The sequence below is a fragment of the Blautia intestinihominis genome (genome assembly GCF_040096655.1).
Classification (GTDB): Bacteria; Bacillota; Clostridia; order Lachnospirales; family Lachnospiraceae; genus Blautia_A; species Blautia_A intestinihominis.
Map to the genome: position 1 here is coordinate 1 of NZ_JBBMEI010000008.1, position 17,269 is coordinate 17,269.

Consider the following 17,269-nt stretch of genomic DNA (forward strand, 5'->3'; position numbering starts at 1 on the left):
TTAACTGAACCGCCGGATGCGGAACCGCATGTCCGGTGGTGTGAGAGGTCGGCGGCAAAAGCCGTCTCCTACTCGATTATTTCATCAGGTTGAAGCCAGGCGGATTAAATGCTATAATTATCAGATAACAGGCAATTGAAATAAAATATTTTTTACAAAAATAAAAAGTTGATAGCATGTCTGACAGGTATGGCAATGATGGCAGGAATTCTCAGTGGATGTGGAGGCAGTATCGGTAAGTCATCCGAACCGGTTACGCTCACTGTGTGGACATACTATAACGGCGAACAGCTTGATGCGTTTAATGCGCTTGTAGATTCTTTTAATGACACAGTCGGCAAGGAAAAGGGAATCGTAGTTGAGAGTTCCAGTCAGGGAAGTGTTAATGACCTGGAAACAAATGTTATGGCAGCAGCAGAGGAAAAAGTAGGTGCTTCCGATATGCCGGCTATTTTTTCTGCATATGCGGACACAGCTTATAAACTGGATGAGATGGGCAAAGTCGTCGACCTCAGTGAGTATCTGACAGAGGATGAACAGACAGACGAGCCAAACGATGGCAAGGCATTGTTCGGCTGTGATGCGATGGCAAACTACATGCTGGTAGGAGCAAAGCAGCTTGGAGGAAGCCTGTTCGAAGTCAAAGACGGCAAGATGGGCCTGAATTTTGATAAGGATATTGTTCGGAAACTTATGACAGATAGTTTTTATGTACATAATTCTCCTTGTTTTCCATATAATAACCATACAGCACGGAATATGGAAAAACAACAGGAGGAACATAACCTATATGAAAGCTACAGGAATCGTCCGCCGCATCGATGACCTTGGAAGAGTTGTGATTCCAAAAGAGATTCGGCGCACACTGAGGATCAAGGAGGGAACCCCGCTGGAGATTTTTACAGACAGAGAAGGCGAGGTTATCCTCAAGAAATATTCTCCGATCGGAGAGCTGAGTATTTTTGCAAAGGAATATGTGGAGGCTCTGGCACAGACGACAGGCATGATGGCATGCATCACAGATCATGACCAGGTGGTGGCAGCTTCAGGACACGGCAGCCGTGAATACGAGGGCAAGGGAATCAGCCGTGAGCTGGACCGGGTTATCGCAGAACGGGAAATGAAGTGCTACTACGGAGAAGAAAAAGGCAAGATAGCACTGGTCGAAAATCAGAAAGAAAATAAAGCAGGTCTGATCATACAGCCGATCATCTGTGCAGGAGACGCGATCGGTTCGGTTGCACTTGTCGGAAAAAGTAACGGGGAAAGACCGGGAAATTCGGAGAAGATGCTGGTACAGACGGCAGCAGGATTTCTTGGACGGCAGATGGAACAATAAAAATACCGGAGATTCTTTGAGTGAAAAAAGAATCTCCGGTGTTTCTGTTTTTATCAGCACTTCTCAGCAATTTCATAGATCAGGCGTTCAGTATCCTCCCATCCAAGACACGGATCGGTGATAGAGCATCCAGGGGTCATGTGGTCGCTGATGTCCTGGCGTCCTTCGAGCAGGTAGCTCTCGATCATGACACCTTTGACAAGTTTGTGAAGTTCCGGATTGCAGTTGCGGCTGTGGAGAACTTCGTTTACGATACGGATCTGCTCCTTGTATTTCTTGTTGGAGTTAGAATGGTTGGCATCAATGATGACAGCCGGGTTCTTGAGATCCTTCTGGCTGTACAGGTTGTAGAGTCGGATCAGATCTTCATAATGATAGTTCGGAATTGCCTGTCCATACTGGTTGACACCTCCACGGAGGATGGTGTGGGCCAGGTCGTTACCGGATGTCTCAACATCACATCCACGATAAATGAAATGATGCGGATGCTGTGCAGCAGTGACGGAATTAAGCATAACGGAGAGGTCGCCGCTGGTCGGATTCTTCATGCCGACCGGGATATCCATTCCGCTGGCGGTAAGGCGGTGCTGCTGGTTTTCAACAGAGCGTGCGCCGACAGCCTCGTAAGAGAGGATATCGTCGAGGTAACTTCTGTTTTCCGGGTAAAGCATTTCATCGGCAGATGAAAGTCCTGTTTCCTGCATAACGCGCATGTGCATCTTACGGATCGCGATGATGCCGGCAAGAAGGTCAGGAGCTTTGTCCGGATCCGGCTGATGGAGCATTCCTTTGTATCCATCTCCGGTAGTACGCGGTTTGTTGGTGTAAACACGCGGGATGATCATTAACTTATCAGAAACTTTGTCAGCGACTTTCTTGAGGCGGTTGACGTATTCGCAGACAGTATCCTCGTTGTCTGCAGAGCAAGGACCTACAAGTACAACAAATTTATCAGATTCACCGGTAAAGATACGGCGGATCTCTTCGTCACGAGCCTGTTTGACTGCTTTTAATTCATCGCTGAGCGGGTATTCGTTTTTCAGGACTTCCGGAAGTGGAAGTTCATGATTGATCTTCATAGACATGATGTATTTCCTCCAGTGTATAGATGGCACCTTTATATATGTGAAAGGTGTTTTTTCAATCTAACACAGTATAACATGTCATAAAGAAAAAATCTAGCAAATTAATGCGTTAAACTGTAAAAGTATCAATTTGTCGAATTTAAGAGTATTTTTGCAAGAAAAAGCCAGGGGGACATATTTAGAGCTACAAACTCCGTCCCCCTGGTCACTCAATCGAGTGCTTTCTCGCTCATTTCTTCGAGTAGGTTTTTCTTGATGTCATATAATTTCTGAGAAAGATCTACATATACTTTCTGAGGATTTACCAGTCGGCGGGATTCATCCCAGAGGGTGTTCTGTTCTTTCTTGCAGTATTCGCGAAGTTCCATAACTTCCGGTGAAGTGTAGACACGTTTGCCCTCGCGGATTACCGGAACCAGAAGTTCACGAAGCTCATAAGTGCCGCCAAGAACCTTGGTCTTCTTCCAGGTGTCAGATGGGTCGAAGATGATCATGGTTTCTTCCGGATCAAAAACTTCGTCTGCCATACAGATGAGGTCTGCCTTGATCTTACCGGTGGATTTGCTGTAGATACGGTAAACGGTCTTGTCGCCCGGGTTGGTGACTTTCTCTGTGTTCTCGGAAAGCTTGATCTTTGGTGTGAAGGTGGAGCTTCCTGCGTCCTTGACTGCGGCAAGTTTGTATACACCGCCGAAAGCCGGGTTGTCACTGCTGGTGATCAGGTTGGTTCCTACACCCCAGGAGTTGATCTTGGCATCCTGTGTCTTGAGGCTGTCGATCAGGTACTCATCCAGATCGCTGGAAGCGGAAATCGTCGCATCGTCAAATCCGGCAGCAGCCAGCATCTTGTAGGCTTCTTTAGAAAGGTATGCGAGGTCACCGCTGTCGATACGGATTCCATAGTGTGTCAGTTTGATTCCTTCTTCACGCATTTCCTCGAAAACGCGGATCGCATTCGGGACACCGGATTTGAGTACATCGTAGGTGTCGACCAGAAGTGTACAGGAATTCGGGTACATCTTGGCGTAAGTCTTGAATGCAGTGTATTCATCCGGGAAGCTCATGATCCAGCTGTGGGCGTGTGTACCAAGTACAGGAACATTGAACATCTGACCGGTCAGAACATTGGAAGTTCCGGCACATCCGCCGATCACTGCGGCACGTGCACCATAGATACCTGCGTCTGGTCCCTGTGCACGGCGAAGACCAAATTCCATGATCCCGTCACCGCGTGCCGCATAGCAGACACGAGCTGCTTTGGTAGCGATAAGGCTCTGGTGGTTGATGATATTGAGGATTGCGGTCTCGACAAGCTGTGCTTCCATGATCGGAGCGATAACTTTGACAAGCGGCTCTCTTGGGAATACGACAGTTCCTTCCGGAATTGCGTAGATATCTCCGGTAAAACGGAAAGTGCTCAGATATTCCAGGAAATCTTCTTCAAAAATATTAAGACTTCTGAGGTAATCAATATCTTCTGTTTCAAAGTGAAGATTCTCGATATACTCGATCATCTGCTCCAGACCTGCTGTGATCGCGAAGCTTCCTCCGCATGGATTGACACGATAGAACATGTCGAAGATAACAGTCTGGTTGGTTGGGTTTTTGAAATAACCCTGCATCATCGTTAATTCATATAAATCTGTGAGCAGGGTCAGGTTGGTTGCTCTCATCCAGTTTCTCCTTTATTAAGCGAATAGATCACAGATGCCGGCTTGTAAAGGCATCCTATATCAAAATGTAAAACCATTATAGCATTATTTTACACGATCAGCACTAATATTTTACATAAACCACCAATTATTTGCTGACAAAAGGAACGTTAAATTGACATAAGATATGCAATCCTTTATTATATATAAGATAAAGGCAGTATACAATTAGCTGCCATTGGGAAAGCGGGGGATTTACATTATGGATAATATTTTTATGGCGGACAGAAAGCCGATCCAGTTCGAGGAATATCTGAAATATGATGAGAACAGCAGGGGAAATCTGGGAGAGGAATTACCGGTTCGCGTATATCGTTTACTGGAATATTCTCTCAAGGAAGAACTGCTCAGAAGATACGGCAAGGATGAGCAGGTAGAAGTATTCCGCAGCGCCGGACGTATGGCAGGAGAATATTTTGCAAAAAATATGCTTAATCTGGATCAGCCGATGGATCAGTTTGTAAGTGAACTTCAGAACAAGATGAAAGAGCTTAAGATTGGTGTTCTGAGAATTGAGGATGTAGATGAGGAGAGCGGCAAGATCATCCTTACAGTAGCAGAGGACGCGGACTGTTCCGGACTTCCTGTGCTTGGAGAGACTGTCTGCAATTATGACGAGGGATTTATCGCCGGAATCTTGTCTGTATATTCCGGCAAACAGTATACAGTGATCGAGGTAGACTGCTGGGCTACAGGAGATAGAGTATGCCGTTTTCATGCTAATGTAGAAGAATAGTATTTAGCTAACAGGTAGTATCCCGCGAGGTGTTTGGGCATATTTTTGCCAAAATCCCGAGACATACAAGTCAAAATGCTCGCACCGAAGGTGAGCTGGAATGCATTTTGACTCGTGACTGTGAGGGTACTGAACAGTTACGAAGAATAAGCGTTGTCGCTTACATAGTTCCATTCTGCAAAGCGTGTGGCCATGAAATGCCGATAATGAATGGAACCAGGAGAATTTTTTTATGGAAGAAAAAAACTGTAAGTTATTGTTTGAGTATTTAAGAGATATATTGTATGATCCGAAAGTAAAGACGCTGGATGTAAATGAACTGGATGAGCCTTACCAGAAACTGGGACTTGGTCTGAATTATCTGGAAAGGGCAGTCAAGGAAATGAAGGCTTACTCTGCGGCATTGTCAAAGGGGGATCTTTCGGGTTTTACACCTTCCAGAGAAAATTTTCTGTGTGAAAACCTCAAAAATATCCACGCAAATCTGAATCACCTCACCTGGCAGGCAAAGCAGGTTGCCAAGGGAGATTATTCCCAGACCGTGTCATATCTTGGCGAATTCTCAGAGGCTTTTAATACGATGACGAAACAGCTCCGTGAGAGAGAAATGATTTTGGAACGCAAAGCCGAGGCTGAGAAACGTCATGCAGAGATGGCAGAGAGTTATAATCAGCTTCTGATGGAACTGATCGCCCGAAGCGAGGAGGAGATCCTCGTGACGAGTCTGGACGGGCAGGAAGTATTTTACTGCAACCGCGCGGTTGATGTGAAGAAGCGGGGAATCTATCGGATCTGCATGGAACAGACGGCAAGGATCGCTGACGGAGAGCATGATCAGCTGGAGTCTTATGAGTGGGACTGGGAAGCTGAGGATTCCGAGAACAGATTTTACCGGATCACGACAGGTATGATGAAGTGGCAGGGCAGGAAGGCCTATACACATATCATTCAGGAAGTGACTGTGGCAAGCCGTATGCGATGAGTTTCAGCTGTGGGATCGTGGAAGTGCCGAAGGCACATGAGGAAACTTCTCCGGAAACAATTCTGGAGGAAGCAGACCGGATCATGTACCAGCAGAAACGGGAGCATAAGAAAATTTATCAGGAAGAAATGGGAAGTACACCCGAAAAAGGCTGATTTTATGCGGGTTTTCAGGAAAATCAAAATTTTTTAAAAAAAATTAAAAAAAGGGGTTGATTTTTTTGAAACCCTGTAATATAATAACATTCGTCGCGAGCGATAAGAAATAAAAAACGCAAGCGAATGAATGAAGGGCTATCGCCAAACGGTAAGGCAACGGACTCTGACTCCGTCAGTTCAAGGTTCGAATCCTTGTAGCCCTGCTACTTAAGCACCTCAGATGAGGTGCTTTTTTTCTGCCTATTTATGAAACTCTTTGAAGGCGATCGGAGCAGGCTGTTTTTTGTGATGTTCTCCGATCTGTTTTTCCATCCAGACCATATTATACCAGGTATCAAATTTGTAACCGCACTGATAAAATTCTCCTACAAGACGGTATCCCATATGTGAATGAAACTCAACACTGTTATTATCCAGATGAGCATCGGCGGAAGGTGTATAGGCGATGCAGGCATTCATATTGAGGATTCCCTGAGCTTTGAGTGTCTGTTCCAGAGCATCGTGCAGGAGTCTGCCGATTCCCATGTGCTTGCAGTTCTGATCGACATAGATCGAAGTTTCTACAGCCCAGTCGTAAGCGGCACGCTCGTGGAACGGGCTGGCGTAGGCATAGCCAAGGATCTGGCTGTTTTTTTCTGCGACGAGGTATGGATATTTTTCCAGAGTATGGTGGATTCTGGATGTAAACTCTTCTATAGATGGCACATCGTATTCAAAGGTGATGGCAGTGTTTTCGACATAAGGTGTGTAGATCGCGAGAAGAGCCGGGGCATCGGATTCCCTGGCGGTGCGGATCGTGATTTTTTCATCAGATGACATGAAAGGTTCCTCCCTGATTTCCTTTAAATATTTTATCATGATTATAGCACCTGAAAGGAAAAATAACAGAGGAAAAAATGTGTTGTTCTGACGGTTGCAAATAAAAACGGGAAATGGTAAAGTTTACTGAGAAATAATTATAGATTTTGGTAACTATTCAGCAGTAGAAATGAAAGCGGGGATATATATGGCATACAGTTTCAGCGGGAGAGTCCGCTACAGTGAAATCGGAGAAAATGGTCTGTTGACACTGCCGGGAGTTCTGAATTATTTTCAGGACTGCAGTACTTTTCAGTCGGAAGAAGTAGGTCTTGGAATGGAAGTCCTCAAGGAATGGAAAAGATTCTGGGTATTATCCGCATGGCAGGTGATCGTGGACCGCTATCCGTATCTGGGAGAAGAAATCACCACTTCGACCTGGGCGTATGGATTTCGGAGTTTCCTGGGAATGCGTAATTTCTGCATGGAAACAAAGGGTGGAGAACGGCTCGCCTATGCCAATACGTACTGGACCTATATCAATGCGGAAAACGGGCTTCCTGTCAAACTGACGGAGCGCGATACCGCGGCATACGGGCTGGAACCAAAACTGGATATGGATTATGCACCCCGCAAGATCAAACTACCGGGCGAGTATGAGCAGCAGGAGGATTTTGCTGTGCAGAAGCATCATCTGGACACGAATCATCATGTAAATAACTGCCAGTACGTCCAGATGGCGATGGATTATCTGCCGGCAGATTTCAGGATCCATCAGATGCGCGCAGAATATAAGCAGCAGGCAAGACTTCACGATGTGATCTGCCCGGCGCGCGCTGTGGAAGACACAAAGACAACGATTCTTCTGAATGACCAGAAGAGTGAACCATATGCAATTGTAGAGTTTATGTAATAAAAAACATTGGAGGATTTTTATGATCGAATTAGGAAAAAAACAGACGCTGCAGGTAGTAAAAACAGTAGATTTCGGTGTATACCTGGCGGAAGATATGAACGCAGATACCAAACATCAGGTACTTCTTCCTGCAAAGCAGGTTCCGGCAGGTACAAAAGCCGGTGACAAGCTGGAAGTTTTTATTTACAAGGATTCACAGGATCGAATGATCGCAACTACAAATGAGCCGCGCCTGACAGTTGGAGAAGCAGGACTTCTCAGAGTAAAACAGGTGACAAAGATCGGTGCATTTCTGGACTGGGGGCTGGAGAAGGATCTTCTGCTTCCATATCATGAGCAGACAACAAGGATCTTTGAGGGACAGGAATGCCTGGTTGCTGTTTATGTGGACAAGAGCAGCAGACTTTGTGCAACAATGAAAGTTTATCCGTATCTTTCCCAGGAGACACCTTACAAAGAGGGCGACCGCGTGAAGGGCAGAGTTTACCAGATCAGCGATAACTTCGGTGTTTTTGTTGCTGTAGATAATAAATATTCTGCGCTGATCCCGGCAAGAGAGGCAAAAGGAAAATACCGCCCGGGAACTGTCCTTGACCTTCGTGTGACCAAGGTCAAAGAAGATGGAAAAATGGATGTCAGCGATCGTGAGGAAGCATACATTCAGATCAATGAAGATGCAGAAAGTGTGTTCAGCATTATCGAAGAATTTGCAGGAGTTCTTCCATTTGATGACAAGGCTTCACCGGAAGTCATCCGCAGAGAGTTCGGTCTGAGCAAAAATGCATTTAAACGTGCGGTAGGACATCTGCTCAAAGAAGGCAAGATCGAGATCAAAGACCGCCGTATCTACATTGTTAAGTAATTGGGCATAGTAAAGGATAAAAATATGAATTTTACACATCTTCATGTTCATACAGAATACAGCCTTCTGGATGGCTCCAACAAGATCCAGGAGTATGTGAACAGAGTCAGGGAACTTGGTATGGACAGTGCTGCGATCACAGACCATGGAGTTATGTATGGTGTGATCGATTTTTACCGTGCGGCGCGGGCAGCAGGGATCAATCCGATCCTTGGCTGCGAGGTTTATGTGGCTCCGGGATCCCGTTTTGACCGTGAGATCGGGAGCGGAGATGATCGTTATTACCATCTTGTTCTTCTTGCAGAAAATAACCAGGGCTATGCGAACCTGATGAAAATCGTGTCCAAAAGTTTCGTGGAAGGTTTCTATTATAAACCGCGTGTGGATCTGCAGCTTCTTGAAAAATATCATGAAGGTCTGATCGCTCTGAGTGCCTGTCTTGCGGGTGAAGTGGCGAGATTTCTTACCAGAGGGATGTATGAGGATGCAAAAGCGGCTGCACTGAGATACCAGGATATTTTTGGAAAGGGAAACTTTTTCCTGGAACTGCAGGATCATGGAATTCCCGAGCAGCAGAATGTAAATCAGCAGCTGCTCAAGATGCACCGTGAGACAGGGATCGAACTGGTTGCGACCAATGACGTTCATTATACACTGGCAGAGGATGCACAGCCGCACGATGTACTGCTGTGCCTTCAGACAGGTAAGAAACTGTCCGATGAAAACAGAATGCGATATGATGGCGGGCAGTATTATGTAAAATCTCCGGAGGAAATGGAAAGGCTTTTTCCTTATGCGACAGAGGCTCTGGAGAATACGCATAAGATTGCAGAGAGGTGTCATGTAGAGATTGAGTTTGGTGTCACCAAACTGCCAAAATTTGATGTTCCGGAGGGATATACTTCCTGGGAATATCTGAATGAACTTTGTTTCAAAGGGCTGGAAGAGCGTTACCAGCCAGTGACCGAAGAGCTGAAAGAACGCCTGAATTACGAGCTTTCCACGATCAAAAACATGGGTTACGTGGATTACTTCCTGATCGTGTGGGATTTTATTCGGTATGCGCGAGATCATGACATTATGGTAGGACCGGGACGTGGCTCTGCGGCAGGAAGCCTGGTTGCTTATACGCTTGGGATCACACAGCTTGACCCGATCCGTTATGACCTTCTGTTTGAGCGTTTCCTGAATCCGGAACGAGTTTCCATGCCTGATATCGACGTGGATTTCTGTTTCGAAAGACGACAGGAAGTGATTGATTATGTTCGCCGTAAGTACGGTGATGACTGCGTGGTTCAGATCGTTACTTTTGGTACGCTGGCGGCGCGGGGTGTTATCCGTGATGTAGGCCGTGTGATGGACCTTCCGTATGCACAGGTCGATACGATCGCCAAGATGATCCCGCAGGAGCTGAATATCACGATCGACAAGGCTCTCAAGATGAATCCGGAGCTCAAAAAAACTTATGAGGACCAGCCGGAGATCCATGACCTGATCGATACTGCCAGGAGACTGGAAGGACTGCCGCGTCATACTTCCATGCATGCGGCAGGTGTTGTTATCAGCCAGAAGGATGTTTCAGAGTATGTGCCGCTTTCGAGGGCGCAGGACGGTTCGATCGTTACACAGTTTACGATGACAACGCTGGAAGAACTGGGACTTCTCAAGATGGATTTCCTGGGACTTCGTACTTTGACGGTTATCCAGAATGCAGTGCATCTGATCGAGCAGGATACTGGTGTTCATCTTGATATGCAGCAGATTGATTATAATGACAAAAAAGTACTTGATTCACTGGGAACGGGACGTTCTGACGGTGTATTCCAGCTGGAAAGTGCGGGTATGAAAAACTTCATGAAGGAACTGAAGCCGCAGAGTCTTGAGGATGTGATCGCGGGAATTTCCCTGTACCGTCCGGGTCCGATGGATTTTATCCCGCAGTATATCCGTGGCAAGAACCATCCGGATACGATCCAGTATGACTGCCCGCAGCTGGAGCCGATCCTGAAGCCGACATATGGCTGTATCGTATATCAGGAGCAGGTTATGCAGATCGTACGTAATCTGGCAGGTTACACGCTTGGACGAAGCGACCTGGTGCGCCGTGCGATGTCCAAGAAAAAAGCCGCAGTAATGGAAAAAGAGCGCCAGAACTTTGTTTATGGAAATGAAGCAGAGGGCGTTCCGGGCTGTATTGCAAATGGTATTTCTGAGCAGGTTGCAAACAAGATCTACGATGAGATGATCGATTTTGCAAAGTATGCGTTCAATAAATCGCATGCGGCTGCGTATGCGGTGGTTTCGTATCAGACTGCTTTTCTGAAATATTATTATCCGGTGGAATTTATGGCTGCGCTCATGACATCCGTTATAGAAATGCCGAACAAGGTGGCTGAGTATATCCAGGTCTGCCGTCAGATGGGGATCAGCATTCTGCCACCGGATGTGAATTGTGGAATTTATGGATTTTCTGTCGACCATGGTGCGATCCGTTATGGACTTTCTGCGATCAAGAGTGTGGGACGTCCGGTCATCAATGCTCTCGTAGAGGAGAGGGAAAAGAACGGAACGTACCGCTCGCTCAAGGATTTCATTGAGAGACTGACAGGAATTGTCAATAAGAGAGCTATCGAGAACTTTATCAAGGCCGGAGCACTGGACTGTCTGGAAGGCAACCGCCGCCAGAAGATGAATGTTTATGGTCAGATCGTGGACAGTATCGCGCAGGAGAAGAAGAATTCTTTTGCGGGGCAGATGAGTCTTTTTGATCTGGTCAGTGATGAAGACAAGAAGGATTTCGAAATCCGGATGCCGAATGTCGGAGAGTATGACAAAGAGATGGTTCTTGCCTTTGAAAAAGAGGTTCTTGGAATTTACCTGAGCGGGCATCCGCTGGAAGGATATCGTGGGATCATGGACAAGATGATCTCTGCCAAAACAACTGATTTCCAGCCGGATGAAGAGAGCGGGATCCCGAAGGTATATGATGGTCAGAAGGTTATCATAGGCGGAATGATCACGGAGAGAACGATCAAATATACGAGAAATAACAAGGTCATGGCATTTCTGACAGTGGAAGACCTTGTAGGAACCGTGGAAGTCGTTGTTTTTCCACGGGATTACGAGAAATGGCAGACGCTGATCACCGATGATGCCAGAGTTTTCATCCAGGGCCGCGTCAACGCAGAAGATGACAGACCAAGTAAACTGATCCTCGAAAAAGTCCATTCTTTTGAGGATATTCCGAGAGAGATCTGGATACAGTTTAAGGATAAAGCAGAGTACAGTGCGGCAGAAGCAGAACTCCAGAGTTTCCTGCAATCCGCCTCAGGAACTTCAGCCGTCGTCATCTATCTGAAAGACGTCAAAGCAATGAAGCGCCTCCCGGCAGCCTTCTGCATCCGGATCAACGAAGAAATTCTGAGTGAACTCAAGAAAAAATATGGGGAATCCAATGTTAAAGTTGTGGAAAGAGTATTGAAAAACTTCTAAAAATGCTTTACACTATACAACGAATATGTGTAGAACAGATAACTAAGATTTCCTATTATATGGGAATCTGGAGATGGAGGAAAGAATCATGGCAGAGAAACAGATAAAAACCATCGGCGTACTCACAAGTGGTGGTGATGCTCCAGGAATGAACGCTGCAATTCGTGCAGTTGTAAGAAGAGGTCTCAGCAGCGGACTTAATGTCAAAGGTATTTATAAAGGATACAACGGTCTTCTGAATGAAGAAATCGTTGATATGACTGCCAGAGACGTATCTGATACAATCGAACGAGGCGGTACAATTCTTTACACAGCAAGATGTGCAGAGTTCCGTACACCGGAAGGACAGCAGAGAGGTGCTGAGATCTGTAAGAAACATGGAATCGATGGACTGGTAGTTATCGGTGGAGACGGTTCTTTTGCAGGTGCACAGAAGCTGGCTAATCTTGGTATCAACACTATCGGTGTTCCTGGTACAATTGACCTGGATATCGCTTGTACAGAGTATACAATCGGATTCGATACAGCAGTTAACACAGCTATGGAAGCAATCGACAAAGTTCGTGATACTTCTACTTCTCATGAGAGATGCAGTATCATCGAGGTTATGGGACGTAATGCAGGATACCTTGCTATGTGGTGCGGTATCGCAAACGGTGCAGAGGACGTTCTGATCCCTGAGAAATACGACTACGACGAGCAGAAACTGATCAACAACATCATCGCAAGCCGTAAAGCAGGAAAGAAACATCACATCATCGTTAATGCTGAGGGTATCGGACATTCTGAGGCAATGGCAAGACGTATCGAGGCTGCAACAGGTATCGAGACTCGTGCTACAATTCTTGGACACATGCAGCGTGGTGGTAACCCGACATGTAAAGACCGTGTATATGCATCTATGATGGGAGCTCTTGCAGTAGACCTTCTGGTTGCAGGCAAATCCTGTCGAGTTGTAGGATATCGTCATGGTGAATTTATGGACTTCGACATCAACGAAGCTCTTGCCATGCAGAAAGACGTATCTCCGTACATGTGGGAGGTATGTAATTCTCTTTCTCATAATTACAATAAGAAATAATATAACGTGTATTTTACAGCGGAGGCCACCGTCAGGCGGTCTCCGTTTCAGATTAAAGGAGAAATTATGATTACCAGTGCACAGAATACACAGGTCAAAAATATCATAAAATTAAATCAGAAGGCGAAGGCAAGACGAGAACAGAAACTTTTTGTCGCAGAAGGCAGAAAGATGTTTCTGGAAGCACCGGAGAATCTGATCGACAAGATCTATGTGGCAGAATCCATGCTCGACGACGAAGAAGTCATGGAAAAAGTCCGCAGATTTTCCTGGGAATCCGTAGAGAACGGTGTTTTCCGGCAGATGTGTGATACACAGACTCCGCAGGGAATCCTTACAGTTCTCAGACAGCCATCCTACCAGATGCAGGATCTTCTGAAGGAAAAAAATCCACTGATCATGGTGCTGGAAGATCTTCAGGATCCGGGCAACGCCGGAACAATCATAAGAACCGGTGAAGGCGCAGGAGTCAGCGGCGTTTTTCTTACAAAGACCTGTGTGGATATCACGAATCCTAAGGTGATCCGTGCAACTATGGGTTCTGTGTACAGAATCCCTTTTTTATATGTAGAAGATGTGGTATCATTAAAGCAGCAGCTTCAGGACAGAGGAATCCGTTTTTTTGCCGCACATTTACAGGGAAAAAATTCTTATGACAGGGAAGACTATAAAGGCGGAACTGCATTTCTCATCGGAAACGAAGGCAAGGGTCTCACCGACCAGGCGGCAGAAGCGGCCGACTGCCTGATCCGGATCCCAATGTGTGGACAGGTGGAATCACTCAACGCAGCTATGGCAGCGGGAATCCTTATGTACGAAGCGGCAAGGCAGCGCAGAAACTAAAAGGCTGTATTATTTTATAGCCGGAAGGAGGGCCTATGGATCTTTTGTTGTGGCTTGGGATTCTGGCAGTTCTTCTGATCATAGAAGCAGCAACGGTGGGGCTGGTAACAGTCTGGTTTGCAGGAGGTGCGCTGGCAGCAGCGATCGCTTCCGGGGCAGGCGCAGGTGCTGTCACACAGTGGCTGTTGTTTCTGGCAGTATCCCTGGTATTATTGTTTTTTACCAGACCGCTTGCTGTCAGATATATGAAACGGGGAATTCCCAGAACAAATGTGAATAGCCTGATCGGCAAGAAAGCCGTCGTCATTCAGAAAATCGACAATTTGTCCCAGACAGGGCAGGTTCGTATCAACGATATCGAATGGATGGCAAGAACGGAATCCGATGGAGAGAAAATTCCGGAGGAATCAGTAGTAGAGATCGAAGCAGTTCGAGGAGTGAAACTGATCGTAAAAAAATGTAAGGAGGAATTGTAGTATGGGCGGACTTATTTTTTTAGTTGTTATTATCGTGATCGTTCTGTGGGTGCTTGCATCCTGTGTTCGGATCGTGCCGCAGGCATATGCGATGGTAGTAGAGCGTCTTGGTGCTTACAAGGAAACCTGGAATACAGGAATCCATTTTAAGACACCGTTTATCGACCGTGTTGCAAGACGTGTCAATCTGAAGGAACAGGTAGTAGATTTTCCACCGCAGCCGGTTATCACCAAGGATAACGTAACCATGCAGATCGATACTGTTGTATTTTTCCAGATCACAGATCCGAAGTTATTCGCTTATGGTGTGGAAAATCCGATCATGGCGATCGAGAATCTTTCTGCGACAACACTGCGAAATATCATCGGTGACATGGAACTTGACGAGACACTGACATCCCGTGAGACGATCAATACCAAGATGCGTGCTTCTCTGGATGTTGCGACAGACCCATGGGGAATCAAAGTAAACCGTGTAGAGCTTAAAAACATCATTCCACCGGCTGCCATTCAGGAAGCCATGGAGAAACAGATGAAAGCAGAGCGTGAACGACGAGAAGCGATCCTTCGTGCAGAAGGTGAGAAGAAATCCACGATTCTTGTTGCAGAAGGTCACAAGGAATCTGCAATCCTGGATGCTGAAGCAGAGAAACAGGCTGCGATCCTCCGTGCAGAAGCACAGAAGGAAAAAATGATCAAAGAAGCCGAAGGCCAGGCAGAAGCTGTGCTTAAAGTTCAGAAAGCAAATGCCGAGGGAATCCGAATGATCCGTGAGGCTGGTGCAGACCAGGCAGTTCTCACACTGAAGAGCCTTGAAGCATTCGCCAAAGCAGCCGATGGCAAAGCGACCAAGATCATCATCCCATCAGAGATCCAGGGGGTGGCAGGGCTTGCTTCCTCCCTTAAGGAGATCATCACAGAAGAACCAAAATCACAAAATTAAATACAGAAACTATGAGGAAGAGGAGAGATTATCATGAATTTAAAAGGACGTAATTTTCTGACACTCAAAGATTTTACACCGGAGGAGATCACATACCTGATCGACCTGGCTGCTGAGTTAAAAGCAAAGAAAAAAGCCGGAGAGCTTCATGAATATTACAAAGGCAAAAACATTGCCCTGATCTTCGAAAAAACAAGTACCAGAACACGTTGTGCATTCGAAGTAGCTGCTCATGACCTTGGAATGGGCAGTACATACCTGGACCCGACCGGTTCTCAGATCGGCAAGAAAGAGAGCATCGCAGATACAGCAAGAGTTCTCGGAAGAATGTACGAAGGAATCGAATACAGAGGTTTCGGACAGGAGATCGTCGAAGAACTTGCCAAATACGCAGGAGTTCCGGTATGGAATGGTCTGACAAATGAATATCATCCGACACAGATGCTGGCTGACATGCTGACGATCCGTGAGCATTTCGGAGATCTCAAAGGCCGTCGTCTTGTATACATGGGAGATGCCCGTTACAACATGGGTAACTCACTGATGATCGCATGCTCCAAACTGGGAATGCATTTCGTTGCATGCACAACAAAGAAATACTTCCCGAATCAGGAACTTGTAGATCTTTGCAAGACATACGCAGAGGCTTCCGGCGGAAGCATCACTCTGACAGAGGATGTTGAAGCAGGAACCAAGGATGCAGATGTTATCTACACAGATGTATGGGTATCCATGGGTGAGCCGGACGAAGTATGGGAAGAGCGTATCAGGGAACTGACTCCATACAAAGTAACAAAAGACGTCATGAAAAACGCCGGAGAAAAAGCAATCTTCCTTCACTGCCTGCCTGCATTCCATGACCTCAAGACAAAGATCGGTAAGGAAATGGGTGAGCGTTTCAACCTGACAGACATGGAAGTTACAGATGAAGTATTTGAATCTGAGCAGTCCCATGTATTTGACGAGGCTGAGAACCGTATGCATACGATCAAAGCAGTTATGGTAGCTACTCTTGGAGAGCCGAAGAACAAATGATAAATACTGTATATTCAAAAGAAACAATTTCAGATGAGATACACACAAAATGGGCGGGCAAAACCGTCCATTTTGCGAAAGAAACAGATTCTACAAATGAATGGTGCAAGCGTATGTCCAAAGAAGGTGCTGAGCATGGAACACTGGCAGTTGCCGAATTCCAGTCAGCAGGCAAGGGCCGCCTCGGACGACGCTGGACAGCCCCGGAAGGAAGTTCTGTTATGATGTCTATCCTTCTGAGACCTGAGTTTGAGCCACAGTATGCCTCCATGCTGACACTTGTCATGGGGCTGAGCGTGGCGCAGGCAGTAAAGGAACTGGATGTCGAAGTTTCCATCAAATGGCCGAATGATGTTGTCGTTTCCCGCAAAAAAATCTGCGGGATCCTGACAGAAATGGGCCTCGAAAACGGAAAGATCCGAGAGGTGATCATTGGTATCGGAATCAATGTAAATCTGGAGGAGATCCAGGACGACCTCAAAGACAAGGCAACTTCTCTCTATCTGGAAACTGGAAAGAAATACGACAGAAACCGTGTGATCGGGCTGATCATGGAGAAATTCGAGAAGAACTACGAGAAGTTTGTAAAAACCTGTGATCTGTCTCTTATGCTTGATGACTATAATGCAATGCTGGCAAACAGAAGTCAGCCGGTGCGTATCCTGGACAAGCTGAACCCGTATGAAGGAATCGCAATCGGAATCGACAGAGAGGGCGAACTTCTGGTAAAAGTCTCAGACGGCGCGATCCGAAAGGTATGCTCAGGAGAAGTCTCCGTAAGAGGACTTTACAGTTACGTATGATATTTTAT

The 17,269-nt window shown here is 46.3% G+C and carries 17 protein-coding genes and 1 tRNA gene; 15 read left to right on the plus strand and 3 right to left on the minus strand.

Annotation, left to right across the window (positions count from 1 at the left end; all coding sequences use genetic code 11):
- The first annotated feature begins 189 nt into the window (after positions 1 to 189).
- Both WMO75_RS03960 and WMO75_RS03965 read left to right on the plus strand, forming a co-directional pair.
- Complete coding sequence (locus WMO75_RS03960; protein WP_147399651.1) at positions 190 to 825, plus strand: type 2 periplasmic-binding domain-containing protein; 636 nt, start codon at positions 190 to 192, stop codon at positions 823 to 825.
- Positions 791 to 1,339, plus strand: coding sequence for a stage V sporulation T C-terminal domain-containing protein (locus WMO75_RS03965; protein WP_118252710.1), 549 nt, complete (start codon positions 791 to 793; stop codon positions 1,337 to 1,339). The genes WMO75_RS03960 and WMO75_RS03965 overlap by 35 nt, the downstream gene beginning before the upstream one ends.
- A 53-nt stretch (positions 1,340 to 1,392) precedes the next feature.
- On the opposite strand, the gene WMO75_RS03970 is transcribed toward WMO75_RS03965, so the two are convergent.
- Positions 1,393 to 2,424, minus strand: coding sequence for a 3-deoxy-7-phosphoheptulonate synthase (locus tag WMO75_RS03970; RefSeq protein ID WP_022213220.1), 1,032 nt, complete (start codon positions 2,422 to 2,424; stop codon positions 1,393 to 1,395).
- 209 nt (positions 2,425 to 2,633) lie between these two features.
- Positions 2,634 to 4,097: a nicotinate phosphoribosyltransferase gene (locus WMO75_RS03975; RefSeq protein WP_173905877.1), complete on the minus strand. Its 1,464-nt coding sequence runs from the start codon at positions 4,095 to 4,097 to the stop codon at positions 2,634 to 2,636.
- A 241-nt stretch (positions 4,098 to 4,338) separates the two neighbouring features.
- On the opposite strand from WMO75_RS03975, the gene WMO75_RS03980 reads away from it, so the two are divergent.
- The 4 genes from WMO75_RS03980 to WMO75_RS03995 all read left to right on the plus strand — a co-directional run bounded on the left by WMO75_RS03980 (position 4,339) and on the right by WMO75_RS03995 (position 6,215).
- Entirely contained in the window at positions 4,339 to 4,872 is a 534-nt protein-coding gene (locus tag WMO75_RS03980; protein ID WP_349077662.1) for a V4R domain-containing protein, read from the plus strand.
- Between the two features lie 232 nt (positions 4,873 to 5,104).
- A complete protein-coding gene (locus WMO75_RS03985) occupies positions 5,105 to 5,854 on the plus strand; it encodes a hypothetical protein (protein ID WP_349077663.1) in 750 nt (249 codons plus the stop codon).
- The gene (locus WMO75_RS03990) at positions 5,851 to 6,009 is read left to right on the plus strand and encodes a hypothetical protein (RefSeq protein WP_118252707.1); all 159 of its coding nucleotides are present in this window, start codon (positions 5,851 to 5,853) and stop codon (positions 6,007 to 6,009) included. Before WMO75_RS03985 ends, WMO75_RS03990 begins: the two co-directional genes overlap by 4 nt.
- A 134-nt stretch (positions 6,010 to 6,143) precedes the next feature.
- Positions 6,144 to 6,215: transfer RNA gene (locus WMO75_RS03995), tRNA-Gln, on the plus strand.
- Between the two features lie 37 nt (positions 6,216 to 6,252).
- On the opposite strand, the gene WMO75_RS04000 is transcribed toward WMO75_RS03995, so the two are convergent.
- Entirely contained in the window at positions 6,253 to 6,831 is a 579-nt protein-coding gene (locus tag WMO75_RS04000) for a GNAT family N-acetyltransferase (RefSeq protein ID WP_349077664.1), read from the minus strand.
- A 187-nt stretch (positions 6,832 to 7,018) separates the two neighbouring features.
- Here WMO75_RS04000 and WMO75_RS04005 point away from each other — a divergent pair, with 187 nt between their 5' ends.
- The 9 genes from WMO75_RS04005 (at position 7,019) to WMO75_RS04045 (ending at position 17,261) form a co-directional block, all read left to right on the plus strand.
- Positions 7,019 to 7,723 carry an acyl-[acyl-carrier-protein] thioesterase gene (locus WMO75_RS04005; RefSeq protein ID WP_349077666.1) on the plus strand — a complete coding sequence of 235 codons (705 nt, stop codon included), beginning with the start codon at positions 7,019 to 7,021 and terminating at the stop codon, positions 7,721 to 7,723.
- A 22-nt stretch (positions 7,724 to 7,745) separates the two neighbouring features.
- Positions 7,746 to 8,588, plus strand: a complete 843-nt coding sequence (locus tag WMO75_RS04010; protein ID WP_022213226.1) for a CvfB family protein — start codon at positions 7,746 to 7,748, stop codon at positions 8,586 to 8,588.
- 24 nt (positions 8,589 to 8,612) lie between these two features.
- Positions 8,613 to 12,080, plus strand: a complete 3,468-nt coding sequence (locus WMO75_RS04015; RefSeq protein WP_022213227.1) for a DNA polymerase III subunit alpha — start codon at positions 8,613 to 8,615, stop codon at positions 12,078 to 12,080.
- An 88-nt stretch (positions 12,081 to 12,168) separates the two neighbouring features.
- Positions 12,169 to 13,161, plus strand: coding sequence for a 6-phosphofructokinase (pfkA, locus tag WMO75_RS04020; RefSeq protein ID WP_022215327.1), 993 nt, complete (start codon positions 12,169 to 12,171; stop codon positions 13,159 to 13,161).
- A 66-nt stretch (positions 13,162 to 13,227) separates the two neighbouring features.
- Positions 13,228 to 14,004, plus strand: a complete 777-nt coding sequence (locus WMO75_RS04025) for a TrmH family RNA methyltransferase (RefSeq protein WP_118252704.1) — start codon at positions 13,228 to 13,230, stop codon at positions 14,002 to 14,004.
- Between the two features lie 35 nt (positions 14,005 to 14,039).
- Positions 14,040 to 14,480 (plus strand): NfeD family protein, encoded by a 441-nt coding sequence (locus WMO75_RS04030; RefSeq protein ID WP_022215325.1) that lies wholly within the window; start codon positions 14,040 to 14,042, stop codon positions 14,478 to 14,480.
- 1 nt (position 14,481) lies between these two features.
- On the plus strand, positions 14,482 to 15,423 hold the full coding sequence (locus WMO75_RS04035; RefSeq protein ID WP_022215324.1) for an SPFH domain-containing protein: 942 nt from the start codon (positions 14,482 to 14,484) through the stop codon (positions 15,421 to 15,423).
- 33 nt (positions 15,424 to 15,456) lie between these two features.
- Positions 15,457 to 16,458: an ornithine carbamoyltransferase gene (argF, locus tag WMO75_RS04040; protein WP_227222807.1), complete on the plus strand. Its 1,002-nt coding sequence runs from the start codon at positions 15,457 to 15,459 to the stop codon at positions 16,456 to 16,458.
- Complete coding sequence (locus WMO75_RS04045) at positions 16,455 to 17,261, plus strand: biotin--[acetyl-CoA-carboxylase] ligase (RefSeq protein WP_118252703.1); 807 nt, start codon at positions 16,455 to 16,457, stop codon at positions 17,259 to 17,261. Before argF ends, WMO75_RS04045 begins: the two co-directional genes overlap by 4 nt.
- Positions 17,262 to 17,269 lie beyond the last annotated feature (8 nt).